The sequence below is a fragment of the Endozoicomonas arenosclerae genome (assembly GCF_001562015.1).
Classification (GTDB): domain Bacteria; phylum Pseudomonadota; class Gammaproteobacteria; order Pseudomonadales; family Endozoicomonadaceae; genus Endozoicomonas_A; species Endozoicomonas_A arenosclerae.
Genome location: NZ_LASA01000058.1, coordinates 1 through 15,240 on the forward strand (window position 1 = coordinate 1; position 15,240 = coordinate 15,240).

Consider the following 15,240-nt stretch of genomic DNA (forward strand, 5'->3'; position numbering starts at 1 on the left):
GGTATAACCTCAGCGATGAAGGTATGGAAGACGGTTTGTATGAAATAGCTTCCATGAGATTGTTTGCCCGATTAACTCTGGACAAACCTATACCCGATCGCACAACAATCATGAACTTTCGCCATCTTTTGGAAAAACATCATCTGGGTCGAGCTATTTTTCAGGAGATCAATAGCTGGTTAACCGATGCGGGTATTATTCTCAGGGAAGGTACCTTGGTTGACGCCACTATTATTGAAGCGCCGACGCCTACCAAGAATACTGCCCGAAAAAGAGATCCGGATATGCATCAAACCAAGAAAGGCAACCAATGGCACTTTGGCATGAAAGCCCATATAGGTGTTGATGCAAGAACAGGTTTTACACACAGCTTGACGACCACCCCAGCTAACGAACATGACCTGAATCAGGCAGGGCAGCTGCTGCACGGGGATGAGCAATTTATCTTTGCAGATGCCGGCTATCGCGGGGCCGAGAATCGGAAAGAGTTGGAGTCCTGTGAAGCTGAGTGGTTCATAGCTGAAAAGCCCAGCATCTTGAAAGAGCTGAAGAAGCATCCCCGAAAAAATAAGGKGCCCATCAAACTGGAATTTACCAAGGCCAGTCTGAGAGCAGCAGTCGAACACCCCTTCAGAATCATTAAGTGTCAATTTGGATTTATAAAAGCCAGGTATCGAGGTTTGAAGAAGAATGACAATAAACTGTCTACTTTATTTGCCCTGGCGAATATTGTTCGACTGGATCAAATGATCCGGGCACAGGGTTAGTCCGCCCTGAAGTCACGAAAGTGGCTAAATATCATACAAATAAGGGGTTGAGACCTCTGATTTCAGTCCTACTTCGAACTCGATTCAAGAAGGGAAGTAAATTAGAGGTTATTCGCAGGTTCCCTAGTATTTTCTTTGTAGCGATACGTCGAGATCTCTATATCCGCAGGCTTCTGGATGTTATGGATAGTCAGTATCTCTCTGGCAACACCAAAATCTAGAAGATCAGTTGAAAGGGCCTGATTACTTCGAGGCGTACCGATCAATACCAATGTGTTGTAGTTTTTAAACCTGGACGTATCAGACAAGTCGATATCATTTTTTGATGTATCAATCACCAGAACGTTGTCTTCTTTTTTATCTTCCGAGTAGAGTGCAGACACCCGTTTTCTGATATTTACCGGACCATTGAAATCCATGAGTGAATGAAAAACAGGAGAATCACTGTTGTTCATAAGATCGATATTAAGAATCACCGCCTGGCTCAATGGCAAATAGAAGAAGAGTGAAAGAAACGCTGAAACCTGTATGACTTTCATTTTCTGACTCCAGACTAATTTAATTATTTCAGGAAGCATCGTCAGTGTAAGAAGGGAAATAATCAGCACTTCAATAATCAACAGGTGGGCTCATCCATGAATCCCATTAAATCCGTTTAAAAAGAACCATGCGTCTGTTTCCAGACAGCATGGCCAAACCTTAACTCGGCTGTGTCCTGAAAAACTGCCTTAAAAGAGCAGCCTTCCAACTGACAGAACCGACAATAAACTTCATCTCCCATAAAAGGTAATGATTAAGGTTTAATCATAGAAAGCAGGTTGAGAGAATCGATCTTTTTACATGTTTAATGAGCGAGAAATTTAGAATTTGATCGAAATTTTTGAACATGATGTAGGGCTTTCGATACCAGAAGATATATTGCCACTACTTGCTCTACACCTGTACAGCCCAGAAGCTGTAGTACCTAGAGAATTCCCCAAACCTGTATAAAGACCTTAAACAACCTGATTAATATTCAACTTATTTGAAAATTAAGTAATCCCCTCTGAATTAAGCTAGAGACACCTATATTTTCCTTCCAGGCCAGATCAGTTTCAATGAATCCACGTTTGTTGTGTTGTAACCCTCCTGCATAGAACAACGCGACGATGTTCTATGCACTTTTTTAAAAAGGCTTAAAGAATGAAAATTCGAAATAATCTTTTTTACTCTCTGCCATTAATTCTTATGGCTACAGGAAGTCAGCTGGCTTCTGCTGCTGACCTGGAACCTTTTGCCGGTATTGATCTGGGTACTTATAAAACAAAAGTCAAAACTAAAAAGCCCAGCACCTCAGATGATATTGAAAGTCGAGTGGTAGCCGGTATTCATGGCGGATACATTGTGAATCAAAACCACCGTATGACTCTGGGTTTGGATAGAAAGGCATACAAAGCCAAGGACAGTCATGATTCTGATGACACAGATGTATGGACAGGATATATGCAATACGACTACCTGGTTCCTGTTACCCAGAACATCACCTGGAATATTGGTCCGAGACTGGGCTATGAAAAGTTCGATTCCAAATCAAAAGATTTCAACGGTTTGGTTTACGGTGCTCAAACAGGACTGGAATATAAAACCGGAAACTGGGGCTTCGGCGGAGAAGTGATTTATCTGGCCCATGATAAAGAAGTTAAAGCTAAGGGCACCAGCACCAAGGTCAAGCTTGATAACGAGACCCAGCTGAAGCTCAACGTTAATTACTACTTTTAAGCCGTTTCGGGCTCAAAAAGCCCAGCTGACAGCACTTCTCTTCCAACCTCTAAGAGAAATGACTGTAGACGATCAGGAAGGCTATGCTGCTGGCAAAATCTGCCAACAGCACTCAGACATTTTAAGGCTGCATGGATGCGGCTAAAGCCGATTGATAATCAGGCTCATCGGTTATATCAGACACCAGCTCTGAATAAACCACTTCTCCCTGTTCATCAATACAAATCACTGCTCTTGCCGCGAGAGCTCTCAAAGCCCCCTCACCAATAGCCACTCCATACTGTGTGGGAAAGCCACTATTTCGAAAGAAAGAAGCTGTTTTAACTTCATTCAGATCATTTTCAGAACAATAACGGGTCTGAGCAAAAGGCAGATCCGCAGAGACGCAAAGTACTACGGTATTTTCCAAATCTCTGGCGGCCTGATTGAAAGCCTTCACGGAGGCTGCACACACAGGTGTATCAATACTTGGGAAAATGTTCAGAATCAGCTTCTTGCCCTGATACTCGGACAAAGCCACATCCACCAGATTACTCCCACATAGAGTGAAGTCTGGCGCCTTTGATCCGGGTTGAGGAAACTCACCCTGCAGACTGATAGGTTGGCCCTGGAATGTCACATTGCTCATTGTCTTGATCCTTTTACATTTTTATCTGGGACAGGTGTCTGAAGCTCTTAAAGCTCCGCCCTGAAAGGCCCAGTAAGGATAAGAGAGAGCACCAGGATCCTATACTGAAACAGGATTAAATAGCCTGTTTCAGGCTGGTTATTTCAGATCCTGATATTCATAAAGAACCGACTGCCTCACCATGGCAGCAGAACTTCGTAACCATTCTTTCCATTTAGTAGCTGTGATTTATATTCAAGCGCATGGTTTTCCAGAGGGTCTATCTTGATTTGTATGTCACCAATCGATTTCCATTTACTTTCAATGGTTTCAACCTCGGGTGACATATGGGCATTAGTAATAGAGTATTCCGCCACTGAATTTCTTACGTCTATTCTTTTGGGAATTAACGTATAGGATACAAAGATATCCTCATCCAGCTTCTGCTTATTGGTGACTACCGTAATAACATCAATACTACCCATGAACGAAAAGCAGCGTTTGGTTTTAAATTCTGTATCATCAACCAATGTCTCTGAGGAATAACACCCGGACAGAGGAGCATGGGTAAACAGCATCACCAGAACAGGCAGCATAAAAACTCTCAGACTAAAGTACAGAGCTACTGCAATACCCAGAAGAAGAGTAACCCATTTAGTTTTTGTCATTGGTACACACTACTTTATCAATGAGCCTCTCACACCTGACTGCAGAGTCATGAGCATAATGGTGGAGCTTGAACTGTGATGACCCCTCAGCAAAAAACGGGTTCAAAACCACATCATGGGCGGTGTAAAGCATATTACTGTATTCATAAGCCAATATAGCCATAGTAAACACAGCCAGAACGACACCGGTGACGATTTTAAAAGCATGCTTGCCAGGCTTGCCGAGTTCATTATCACCCGGGCTCTTGGCTACCTCATCACAAGAAGGCATTTCAGCACTATCAGATGGGATACTCTTAACATCTGCAATCAGCACATAGCCTTTGCCACGTACCGTTTTTATGTACTTTGGGTTATGGGTAGAATCATTAAAGCATTTTCGTAATTTACTGACCGCTGTATTAAGACTTCCATGGTCGACTATTATATTTTTTGAGCCCCAGAGTGCTGCAATAATATCGTTCTTTTCAACCAGATGGTTCTTATTAAGCAATAATAAATCCAGCAGCTTCTTTTCATTTTCTGCCAGACGAATAATAACACCATTTAACACAAGGCAACTTTTGTCCGAGTCATAGGTAAAATCACCAACGACCACAGGCTCGGCATTCATAAACCTTGATACCTCCGAACGGAATCGAATTTTGAGATTCAAAAATTGATTAATAAATAAAGATCAAGGAGACTGCCTTAACAACAGCCTCTTGAAATGAGAAAGGAATTTATAACAATAAGGAAAAGGATGTAAGCGATTTCAGTTATAAAATTGTTGCGCTATGAAAACGACGAATTAAATCCGTCCTCTGAACGTTAAAGGATAACGTCCCTGAGAATCCGGTCTTCCCAATACTTTAAGGCCATTTTTCATGTTTTCTGGCAGAGCTTCACCTTCGGCAACTTTGCCATTGAGTGAATAGCTGCCATTGAAGTTAAAGCTGAAAATAGCATCAGTGGTCAGGAACTCTGAAGACTGACGAATCTTGCCTTCCAGGGTATTACCTTTGCAGCTGAGATCAGCGTCAGCCTTACCCAGTTTCACATCACCCAGAGGACTGCTTATGCGGCCTCTTTCCCAAGCCATATGACCATCCAGCTCTACGCACTGTCCTTCCGAATAGACCAGAGTGTCGGCTACCAGGTTGATATTACCTCGGGCTGTTGCCGGAACAGGCATTGGAGCAAGCTGTTGCAGCCAGTCTGCCGAAGCGTCGGCTTCAAGATCTTCAATAGTTATGCCCTGAGAGCTGTAGGTAACCGTTGCCTCACCTACAACAGCTGAAAAGTCATCGCCTACCTCAAGGTCTGCTTTGACTTTGCCAGTCAATAAAGCGGATGGCTTCAGATCCCAGCTTACTTCCTGAAGCTCAACACCATTGAGCGTCAATTCCTGAGCCGAACCGGACCAGACCGAGCCAGAAAGCCCTTCCAGCTCAATACCCGGCATCTTGGGGGCATGACTCCAGACAAACGCAGCGGGCAGTTCAGCCAGCATAAAGCCTGTGTAAGAAACTGCGGCCAGTGCAGCCAGAGAAATTATCTTCTTCATGCGCTCTTCTGTATTCTCAGTGCATTAACGTTTACCTGTCCGGGCTTATCAGCAGCCTCCACTTCCAACTCCCGAATCTCAACACCTCCCTGTTGCTCAAGATTGACCAGCCATTCCAGTAAACGATCAAAGCCCACAGTATCAAGATCCACCTGCAAAGTATCGCGTACAGAACGAACACCGGTAATACGCAGGTTATAATCTCTTGCTGTCCTGTTTACCATTTCATCCAATGGCAGAACCAGATAACGGGTCTTGCCAGGCTGTCCCTGTCGCAAGCTAACAATCTCATTGGCTTGTTCCTGAATAGACAACAGGAGTTTCTGGCTGGCAGCCAGTCTTTGCTCGGCTGCCTGTTGACGCTCAGCCAGAGGATTCAGGATACCCTGCCAGATAACCCAGACAATAATGGCAGCACCGCCCACCATACAGAGCTGCTGCTCACGGCGACTGAGCCCATTCCAGTAACTCTGGGCCTGCTGCCAGCGCTCATTGAAGAGTTCGAGGATTCCGTTCATGAATCATTCCCCCTGATGATCAGCGTTCCGTTGGCCAGATCACCGCTCTTTTCCAGCGTTTCCACGGTAATCACCAACTGCTCTCCTGATTCTTCCCGGAAGGCGGTAAAGGTATCAAAGTCTTTTGCCGTGGCTTCCAGACGCAAAGACTGTTGAGACTGGTTATACGACAAAGTAACAGGTTTGAGTTCAGGGTGTTGCTTGAACAAAGGTGCTGTCTGATCCAGCAGTTTCAACAGACCCGAGTCATTACTGTGATTGCTCTTCAGCGCCGCCAGCTTTTGCCTCATTTGCGACTGAAGACGTACAACCCGCTCACCCGGGAACATATCACTGTAAATTTCATGGGCCTGAGCCTGCAGCTGATCCGCCTGCTGTTCCAGCTGTATGGACTTTAAAACGGCTTGTGCAGCGAACAGGGTAATCGTGAAAGCCAAAAGCCCGGCTGCCAGCCCCCAGGGCTTGAGGCTCTTGATCATTGACGACTCAACCTGCCAGGGCCCCTGCAACAGGTTGGCATTATTCTTACCTGATGCAGCGTTAACAGCTCCGGCTGCCAGAACAGCCATAGGGTCTTCACTGTTGGACGATTCCTGATACCACTCACCCGGGCAGTTTTCCGGAACCTCACTGAAGCTGTTCACTTTCAGAGGCTCTTCTTCGGAACCCTCTTCTTCTGCAAGATAAAAGTTCAACCAGGAAGGGTCGCAGGTAGCCCACTGCCAACGACCGTCTCGCAGCAACCAGCGATCTTCCAGCTTAAGTGCAGAACATTCTCCTTCTGTCCATGGCAGTGCCAGGGTCTCCGGAATCATGACTTTGAACTTCAGCTCAGAGCGATTCAGGGCCTCATACCAGAAAGCCATCTTGGACTGGGCCACCACGGATACATAAACCTGATCATCTTCTTTGGCGATGACCGAAATATGCAGATCCTCAACATCCTCCGCCAGATCGTCTTCAAGACGAAAGGGCAGTGATTTCATAACGGCCTTGCTCAAGCTTCCTTCGACCTGAAGACTGTGAACGCTGACCAGTTCTGCCGGAACCAGGGCAATGGTTTTGGTATCAGGAAACTGTTCTGCCAATACGCTCAATGCTTCGATAGACGACAGAACACCAGAAGAGGCTTTCTCCTCACCGGTTTCCTGCAGCACTGACCCTTGCTCTACTGGATACAGTTGCCAGTGAACGGGCTGTCCGGGATCTCCGGGCAGCCTGATAATAAGATGCTGGCTCATTCAAGCCCTCCAAACTGTCGGCGAATCACGCTGAACTTATTCTCTTCTTCCCGCCGCAGCAGGCTCTTAATCTGGACTTCCGAATCCGCAAAGGAAGCTGTTGCATCCATTTCAAAATATTGACTGTCGACCGACATCAATTCACTCGTACCTTCAGCGCTGAAGTTGGAAAGAGAAGGTTGTTGAGTAAACTCCTCCACACTTTTCCAGCCGTCTTCTGGTCTTTGCTCCAATACTTCTCTGGCCTGATCAACCGACAGATCACCCAGATACAGAGCGCTGAGCACTGCCGCATGATCCGGCGACAAGGTATTAATATTTATTTTCATCTCGGTCGCCGGCAGCGCACATACAAAAGGCTTTACCCTTTTCATGATGCTGGCGTTAACACCTTTGACAGCTCTCAGCTCAGAAGTCGCTCTCATACTGGTGTTACTGGCCAGATAAGGCACCGGTAATGACTGATAATAATTGTCTTCTGCCCCTGTGCCTGAGCCCTGGGTATCGTCCCCATCAATCCAGTCACGGGCAGACTGGGCAATCACATCAGCCTGATAAGATTCAATTTCCAAAGCTTCCATCAGGGATTGAAACACCTTCAACTCGGGTGGCGCTTCACCTTCTTTGTCCGCTGCATGCAGGGCATTGAGATTCAGACAGGCCTGAGCGTCCTTGATCTCACCTGTGATGGTTCCCCCATCTACAGGGAAAGTGACTTCTCCGGTGGCCCAGGTCTGACCCAGATTGACCGTTTCTTCTTTTTCTTTAAATTCGTCCTGAAGCACTTTAATAGCCAGCTCTTCTGCAGACAGGCCATACCAGCGAGCCTGTTCCATTTGCTGAAGTGAGGCCGTTCGGCGCATCTGCAATGAGAAACCAAAAGTAATCTCTGCAGCAATCAGCACCATCAGTGTCAGAACAAACATGACTATCAGCAGCGCGACACCGGACTGACGACGTTTATTGGTATGGTGTTTATTAAGAAAGGGAGCCTTCATGAAGCCTCCTCTTCAACTTCCCAGCTGCCAGGCAGCACGAAACGGCGCTCAATAACTCCGAGGTCATTCAACTCAAAAGTTATCATCAAACCCTGGGGCAGGGTTTTGCCCACGCTCTCGACCCACTTGCCATTAATAAAGTATTGAAACTTCAGTGAGCGAACATCAGTCAGCAGATCCCTGACCACAGGCTCGGCATTCTCTTCAGGGTCCAGAACATAAAAATGCTGACGCTCCAGCACGCCATCCTTAAGTCGGTAGCTGACCTTCTGAAGTTCGGAACGAGGCAGTTTCTGCTGAGGGTTTCTCCAACCCAGACGGATAAAAGCAGCCGCTTCGTCATCCGACTCCAGCATGTCTTCTCCGGCAAACAGACTTTGATCGGTCAATTCACCATCAACTCGAACGCCCCGGTCAATCATTTGCCGGAAGTCCTGCTCCATCACGATCATGGCGTAGTCAATTTCCTGAATACGGTTCTGATGATCACTGGAAACGTCTCTGGCGCTCATAACCCCCTGCAAAATCTGCCAGGCACTCAAACTGACCAGCGCAAAAATAGTCAGGGCTGCCAGCACTTCCAGCAGAGTAAAACCACGGTGTCTGGAACGAGTCATGACTTCTTCACCGTATAGGTTTGCAGACTGGCCAGCGCCGGTTTTTTCTCATCTCGATCCAGTCTGACTTCTACCTGAATGGCTCGAAAACTGTCGTCGCCGGTTCGCAGACTTCTGAAGCGCACATGCCAGGTCTGATCTGCCAGTTCACGGGTTTCTTTTTTCCAGGTTTGTGGTGGCCATTGCTGCTGCAGGTAAAGATCAGCCAGTTCGTTGTCAGCCACCCAGCGAGCCATGGTTTTATTCTTCAGGTATTGGCTGTTATCCAGGCTTTCACTGGTGGTTCTCAACACCGTGATACCTGCTATGGCCAGAATGGTCATGGCCATCAGGACTTCCAGGAGAGTGAAGCCTTTAGCCCTCCTGAAGCAGCCTTTAGCTCTCCTGAAACATCTTGTGGGGTGACCTGAATGACGTTTCATGCATCAGCTCCGGCCACTTTTCTTATCGTAATCATCCGCATTGACCACTTTCACTTCACCGGTTTCTCTGATCATTACGCTAAAAAAACGACGAGCATCGCTAGAGGATTGAAACCGTACTTCTGCCGGAGTGATTTCGCCACTGGACCAGATATAGAGATCAGGGTTTTTCTTGCTCTCTTCTTCATCGTCAAACAGAGCGCTACTGTCGTCCTGTTGCTCTGCATCCAGGGCTGCCTGCCAGACCAACTCCCCCGGTTTGAAGTCCAGAGTAATCGCTTCTGGCAGTTCTTTTTCTGTGAGCATTCGATCCTGCTGGAGAGGCTGCCATTTACCTTCGTCCCGCTCCATAAACTGGTAGCCGTTGCGGGTAAATTTGACGCCCAGGTCCTTGCCTTTGATCAAAGACTCTTCATGGCCGGTTTTCACCAATGCAGCAAAGCGCTCAGCATCTGTTTTCAAACGAGCTGAACTGTCACCTGGTTCCAGAGTGGGCAAAACAACCGCCGTCGCAATGCCCAGCAATACCATCACCAGCATGATCTCAAGCAGGGTGAAACCGGCATTTTTCATCAGGAATTCATATTCCAGTTGCCGATATCATCATCAGAACCCGCCTGACCGTCAGGACCGGCAGAGAAGATATCAATATCACCGAATTCTCCGGGAGACTGCATCAGGTAGTCGTTACCCCATGGATCCTGAGGCAGACGACGGATGTAGCCATTGTCACGATAGCTTCTTGGCTGAGGGTTACCAGAAGGTTGCTCAACCAAAGCATCCAGTCCCTGCTGGGTGGATGGGAAGTGATTGTTGTCCAGCTTGTACATGTCCAGGGCATTTTCCAGCGCCACGATGTCACTGACGGCTTTCTGCTGGTCAGCCTTTTCCTTGTTACCCAGTACGTTCGGGGCCACCATACTGGCCAGAACGCCGAGAATCACGATGACCACCATGATCTCGATCAGGGTAAAACCCTGTTGCTTGAGCCTTTTTTGCGCTATGGGCATGTGTGCCTTTTTCGTATTCATTGATCATTATCTCCTAATGTCATACTGCCCGATCTGAGCCAGGCTCATCTGTTCTTTGCTGTAAACAGCAGCCACCCCTTACAGGTAGAGAAAAACGGCTGTTACTGCGGATTGTGTTTTGATGATTTTTTCACCAGTGACTTTGCACAACTCCAGTACCATTTGCCATGAAAATTTTTCAAAAATTGCGGACAAAAGATTCAATATTCAGAGTCAGACACAGTCCTGACCTTTATCCTGATACCAGAGAGTTCAGGTCCAGCATCGGCGTCAATATCGCCATCACGATGAACAGCACCATGCCCGCCATGGAAACAATCAGCAGAGGCCCGAAGATACCCAGGGCAATGTTCACCTGGTTTTCAAATTGTCGATCCTGACTGTCTGCTGCACGAGCCAGCATCTGCTCCAGTTCACCGGACTTCTCACCACTGGCAATAATGTGGAGCATCATGGGTGGAAACAGTTGTGTCTGATCCAGCGCCATCCACAGATTGGAGCCCTCACGAACCCGCTCGGAAGCCTGCTCAAGCGACTTACGAATAAAACTGTTGGACATCACCTCAGCCGAAATCCTCATACCATCCAGCAAGGGCACAGAACTGCTGCTGAGAATGCTCAGGGTTCGTGCAAAGCGAGAAGTATCAACACCCGCGCCTACTTCACCAATGACGGGCATTTTCAGCATGACTCTGTCGTAAGTCAGTCTTCGTTTGGGGTTAGCCAGTAATCGCTGCCTGAGAAATAGCAAAGCAACCAGACCACCCAGTACGCCAAAGCCGTAATCCCTGACAAAGTCACTCATGGCAATCAGAGCCTGGGTCATGCCGGGCAGATCCTGACCAAGATCAGCAAACTGCTCAACAACCGTAGGCACAACCGTTGCCAGCAAAACAGCAATAACCGAGACCGCCACAATAGTCAGAATCGCCGGATAGATCATGGCCTGAATCAGCTTGCCACGAATGATCTGACGCTGCTCTGTGTAATCAGCCAGCCTCTCCAGAACGGTATCCAGATGCCCTGACTTCTCACCGGCAGCCACCATGGAGCAATAAAGGGTGTCGAAGGTTTTTGGGTAAATCGCCAGGCTTTCGGCCAATGTACGGCCTTCAAGTACCTTGGCCCTTACCGTGGTAATCATGGCTTTGAGGTGTGACTTCTGAACCTGACGTGCCAGCGCCTGCAAACATTCTTCCAAAGGAATAGAAGCCGCGACCAGAGTGGCCAGCTGACGGGTCAGCATGGCTACTTCGCCCGGACTGGCTTTTTTCTCGAACAGTGAAAACGACGTGCGTTCACTGCTGTTCTTCTGCTCCGATTCAGTAATAGAAACCGGAGCCAGGCCTTCCGAGCGCAACTGTTGACGAAGCTGGCGGGCGGAGTCTGCTTCCAGAACCCCTTTGCGCTTTTTWCCCTTTTTATCCAGAGCCTCGTATGCAAATACGCCCATTATTCCTCCCTGGTCACCCGCAGCACTTCTTCAATCGAAGTCTTGCCTGCAAGGACTTTCCGGAAGCCATCTTTCTGGATGCTCGGACTGGTTTGGCGAATGACATCTTCCAGAGCCTGCTCACCGGCTCCTTCATGAATCATGCGTCGTACATCATCATTGACCATGAACAGTTCATGGATACCGGTTCGGCCTTTATAGCCGCCGCCATGACATTCGGAGCAACCTTCAGGACTGGCTTCATGAACCAGGCTCCTGTCGGATTCATCCAGCCCCATCAGTTTGCGTTCATGAGGCGTGAGCTCTCGGGCCACCTTACAGGAAGGGCAGAGCGTCCGAACCAGACGCTGGGCCAGAACCCCAAGAAGACTGGAGGACAGCAGGAAAGGTTCAATGCCCATATCCCGCAGACGGGTCACAGCACCAATAGCGGTATTGGTGTGCAGGGTGCTCAAGACCAGGTGACCGGTCAGGGAAGCCTGAATGGAAATTTCAGCGGTTTCGAGGTCACGAATTTCACCCACCATCACTACATCAGGATCCTGACGCAGAATAGCTCGCAAACCTCGGGCAAACGTCATATCAACCTTCGGGTTCACCTGAGTCTGACCTACACCTTCGAGGTCATATTCCACAGGATCTTCTACGGTCAGAATATTCCGCTCTGTGTCGTTTATTTCAGTCAAACCGGCATAAAGCGTCGTACTTTTACCGGAACCGGTTGGTCCGGTAACCAGAAGAATACCGTGAGGTTTATGAAGGGCTTCACTGATATCTTCATGAATACTGGGTGTCATACCCAGACTGGACATATCCATACGCACACTGTTGCGATCCAACAGACGCAATACAATACGCTCACCATGACGGGAAGGCAGAGTCGACACCCGGACATCCACCGCACGGCCACCCAGTCGCAGAGAAATACGACCATCTTGCGGTACCCGCTTTTCGGCAATATCCAGCTTGGCCATTACCTTGATACGGGAAACCAGCAAAGCAGCCAGTTTGCGCTGGGGTCGAAGAATTTCTCTTAGAACCCCATCCACACGGAAGCGAATGACCAGGCAACTTTCGAAAGTTTCGATATGAATATCGGACGCACCTTCCTTGATCGCTTCACCCAGCATGGCGTTGATCATTCGGATAATGGGCGCGCCGTCATCGGCATCCAGAAGGTCTTCACTGTCCGGCAACTCTTCTGCCAGAGAATAAAGCTCCTCATCATTGCCGATGTCATTCATCAGCTGCCGTGCAGCCGATGAGTCTTTTTGATAGTAAGCAGAGAGGCGAGCTTCAAACTCACCTTCTGACAAAGATTTGATATCTATCGGGCCCGCTACAAAGCGACGCACCTCAGTAATGGCAGCCCTGGAAGGCTGGCCATTCACATACAGACAAGGTTTGCCCTGCGGTTCTTGCTCCAGAAGAACACCCAGGTTTCTGGCAAAAGCAAAGGGCAGTTCCAGGATACCCGCTGGAGCACTCTGGGCTTCGTCCTGAGCCAGGGCTTCAGTTTCCTGATCAGCTGTTATCGCCGGATTCTGCATCGTTCTTCTCCGACTGTTTACTGGCTACCTTGTCGTCTTCTTTCGCGCTTTTTTCTTTCTCTTTTTCTTTCTGTTCAGCCTCATCCATCTTCTGGCGGGCTCTGTTCATCAGATCAGAGTTAGAAGGATATTCTGGAAGAACCGGGGTTTTCGCATCAGGCATCAGTTCAACGCCCTGATCTCGACGATCCAGCTGACGAGCACGCATATAGCTGTATTTCTTGCCACTGATGCTGGTCAGGATATTGTCGTCACGAATGATGGTGGGTCTCAGGAAGACCATCAGGTTACGCTTTTTAACTTCGCTGGAAGTAGAGCGGAACAGAGCACCAATGTAGGGAATGTCACCCAGCAGAGGTACTTTGGAGACGCTTTCCTGTACGTCTTCGTCCAGAAGTCCGCCAATGACGATGGTGTCGCCACTGCGCGCCAGTACAGAAGTTTTTACTTCACGCTTGGAGAATGTCACGTCGACAGAAGTCGTACCATTAACACCAGACACTTCCTGAGTAATATCCAGCTTGACCGAATCCCCTTCGTTAATCTGGGGCTTAACGGTCATCTTCACACCTACTTCCTTACGGTCAACGGTCTGGAAAGGGTTGTCATTGTTAGAGCCGGAAGCAGAGCCGGTAATAACAGGCACTTCATCACCCACGATGAAGGAAGATTCTTCGTTATCCAGCGTCATCAGACTGGGAGTTGCAAGAACATTGGATTTGCTCGAAGTGGTCACAGCTTGCAGCAGTGCAGTCCAATCACCAGATGTAATACTGAATGCTGCACCGGAAACACCTGAAAGAGCATCATAAAGTGCTGTGTAGTCACCCGGCTGATCAGGGTTGATAGTCGTGCCACCATTTTCACTAATAATGGTTGAGCCCGGCTTGCCTTCAGCATCTCTCAAACCCGCCATAATCTGGCCAATAGGCACGGTTCTGCCATCATTAAACTGCATCATGCTGGAGCCGTTGGCATCGGCTAACTGGAATGAAAGGTTAATGCCGTCACCGTCTGTGACCTCAACGATAATGGCTTCCACCAGAACCTGGGCACGACGGATGTCGAGCTGTTTGATCACACTTTCCAGACTTTTCATCATGTCAGGTTGAGCGGTAACAACCAGAGCATTGGTTTGCTCATGAACATTGATGCTGAACTTCTGGTCATTACGGCGAACCGCTTTACCACTGTCTTTTTCAGCCTGAACCGTTTGGCCCACACCTTCCATGACTTCTTTCAGATCAGCCGCTTTGGCGTATCTGAGATAGAAAACACGGGTATTACCGGATGATTCCTGTTCGGCATCCAGCTGATAAACAATACGATTCACTTTCTGCAGTTGCCTTGCCTGCCCGGCAACAATCAGGCGATTGCTACGGTCATCAGCCACTACCGTGACCTGGGAAGCACTGCCCTTGCCACCTTTTTCCTGTAGAAGCGAAGTAAGGATTCGCTGCATTTCTGAAGCAGAAGCGTACTCCAACTGGATGACAGAGAAGTTACGGTTGCCGACCATGTCGACTCTTCTGACAATCTCAACCAGACGTTTAACGTTGGCAGCACGACCTGTCAGGAGCAGGATATTGGATGGGTCGTAGTGAACTACATTGCCTGCTGTATCATTGAGCTGACGCAACAGGGGAGAGAGTTCTCTTACCGGAACATTCTGAACGGGCAATACCCAGGTAACAAACTCATCACCCTCACCCGGGTTCTTTGAATCGGCCACCTGAATAGCGGACATTTTTGCATTCTTGTCCTGAACAATTTTCAGAACATTCTTATCTTGTTCAATAACCGCAAAGCCATGCACTTCCAGTACATTCAAAAACAGCTGGTAATACTGTTCAGAACTTAATTTGTCATAGGATCGAACAGTGATAGAACCACGAACCGCAGGGTCCAGAATAATGGTTTTGTTAAGAGTGGCACTAACGGTATTGGCAAACTCGCTGATATCCGCTTTCTCAAAGCTTGCCGAATATTCACTGGCAAATACCGGAGCTGAGACCAGCAGCAATCCAGCCATAAGCGAGCAAAATTTTCTTTTTAACTGCTTGC

17 protein-coding genes are annotated in these 15,240 nt (G+C 48.1%); 2 read left to right on the forward strand and 15 right to left on the reverse strand.

The genetic code is table 11. From position 1 onward, the window contains the following. Positions 1-767 (forward strand): IS5 family transposase (locus tag WG89_RS06530; RefSeq protein WP_062263085.1); only part of this gene is annotated, 767 nt, incomplete at its 5' end. 101 nt (positions 768-868) lie between these two features. On the opposite strand, the gene WG89_RS06535 is transcribed toward WG89_RS06530, so the two are convergent. Continuing rightward, on the reverse strand, positions 869-1,306 hold the full coding sequence (locus WG89_RS06535) for a hypothetical protein (protein WP_153301461.1): 438 nt from the start codon (positions 1,304-1,306) through the stop codon (positions 869-871). A 643-nt stretch (positions 1,307-1,949) separates the two neighbouring features. Here WG89_RS06535 and WG89_RS06540 point away from each other — a divergent pair. Continuing rightward, positions 1,950-2,525: an outer membrane beta-barrel protein gene (locus tag WG89_RS06540; protein WP_062263090.1), complete on the forward strand. Its 576-nt coding sequence runs from the start codon at positions 1,950-1,952 to the stop codon at positions 2,523-2,525. 121 nt (positions 2,526-2,646) lie between these two features. On the opposite strand, the gene tpx is transcribed toward WG89_RS06540, so the two are convergent. From tpx to gspD, 14 genes are all read right to left on the reverse strand, one after another. Continuing rightward, positions 2,647-3,153 (reverse strand): thiol peroxidase, encoded by a 507-nt coding sequence (gene tpx / locus WG89_RS06545; RefSeq protein ID WP_062263093.1) that lies wholly within the window; start codon positions 3,151-3,153, stop codon positions 2,647-2,649. Positions 3,154-3,329: 176 nt separating this feature from the next. Beyond that, positions 3,330-3,800, reverse strand: a complete 471-nt coding sequence (locus WG89_RS06550) for a hypothetical protein (protein WP_062263098.1) — start codon at positions 3,798-3,800, stop codon at positions 3,330-3,332. Further along, a complete protein-coding gene (locus WG89_RS06555; protein WP_062263101.1) occupies positions 3,787-4,413 on the reverse strand; it encodes a winged helix-turn-helix domain-containing protein in 627 nt (208 codons plus the stop codon). The genes WG89_RS06550 and WG89_RS06555 overlap by 14 nt, the downstream gene beginning before the upstream one ends. 177 nt (positions 4,414-4,590) lie before the next feature. Further along, positions 4,591-5,346, reverse strand: coding sequence for a type II secretion system protein N (locus tag WG89_RS06560; RefSeq protein ID WP_062263104.1), 756 nt, complete (start codon positions 5,344-5,346; stop codon positions 4,591-4,593). Next, the gene (gspM, locus tag WG89_RS06565) at positions 5,343-5,864 is read right to left on the reverse strand and encodes a type II secretion system protein GspM (protein ID WP_062263106.1); all 522 of its coding nucleotides are present in this window, start codon (positions 5,862-5,864) and stop codon (positions 5,343-5,345) included. The genes WG89_RS06560 and gspM overlap by 4 nt, the downstream gene beginning before the upstream one ends. After that, positions 5,861-7,105, reverse strand: coding sequence for a type II secretion system protein GspL (gene gspL / locus WG89_RS06570; RefSeq protein ID WP_062263109.1), 1,245 nt, complete (start codon positions 7,103-7,105; stop codon positions 5,861-5,863). The genes gspM and gspL overlap by 4 nt, the downstream gene beginning before the upstream one ends. After that, positions 7,102-8,103, reverse strand: a complete 1,002-nt coding sequence (gspK, locus tag WG89_RS06575; protein WP_062263112.1) for a type II secretion system minor pseudopilin GspK — start codon at positions 8,101-8,103, stop codon at positions 7,102-7,104. Before gspK ends, gspL begins: the two co-directional genes overlap by 4 nt. Beyond that, the gene (gene gspJ, locus WG89_RS06580; protein WP_062263114.1) at positions 8,100-8,720 is read right to left on the reverse strand and encodes a type II secretion system minor pseudopilin GspJ; all 621 of its coding nucleotides are present in this window, start codon (positions 8,718-8,720) and stop codon (positions 8,100-8,102) included. The genes gspK and gspJ overlap by 4 nt, the downstream gene beginning before the upstream one ends. Then, positions 8,717-9,142, reverse strand: a complete 426-nt coding sequence (gene gspI, locus WG89_RS06585) for a type II secretion system minor pseudopilin GspI (RefSeq protein ID WP_079253695.1) — start codon at positions 9,140-9,142, stop codon at positions 8,717-8,719. Before gspI ends, gspJ begins: the two co-directional genes overlap by 4 nt. A 3-nt stretch (positions 9,143-9,145) precedes the next feature. Further along, entirely contained in the window at positions 9,146-9,715 is a 570-nt protein-coding gene (gspH, locus tag WG89_RS06590) for a type II secretion system minor pseudopilin GspH (protein ID WP_062263120.1), read from the reverse strand. Continuing rightward, positions 9,715-10,173 (reverse strand): type II secretion system major pseudopilin GspG, encoded by a 459-nt coding sequence (gspG, locus tag WG89_RS06595; RefSeq protein WP_172806728.1) that lies wholly within the window; start codon positions 10,171-10,173, stop codon positions 9,715-9,717. The genes gspH and gspG overlap by 1 nt, the downstream gene beginning before the upstream one ends. 232 nt (positions 10,174-10,405) lie before the next feature. Next, on the reverse strand, positions 10,406-11,626 hold the full coding sequence (gene gspF, locus WG89_RS06600) for a type II secretion system inner membrane protein GspF (protein WP_062263126.1): 1,221 nt from the start codon (positions 11,624-11,626) through the stop codon (positions 10,406-10,408). Further along, positions 11,626-13,176 (reverse strand): type II secretion system ATPase GspE, encoded by a 1,551-nt coding sequence (gene gspE, locus WG89_RS06605; protein WP_079253696.1) that lies wholly within the window; start codon positions 13,174-13,176, stop codon positions 11,626-11,628. The genes gspF and gspE overlap by 1 nt, the downstream gene beginning before the upstream one ends. Continuing rightward, positions 13,151-15,208: a type II secretion system secretin GspD gene (gene gspD / locus WG89_RS06610; RefSeq protein WP_062263167.1), complete on the reverse strand. Its 2,058-nt coding sequence runs from the start codon at positions 15,206-15,208 to the stop codon at positions 13,151-13,153. The genes gspE and gspD overlap by 26 nt, the downstream gene beginning before the upstream one ends. Positions 15,209-15,240: the final 32 nt, after the last annotated feature.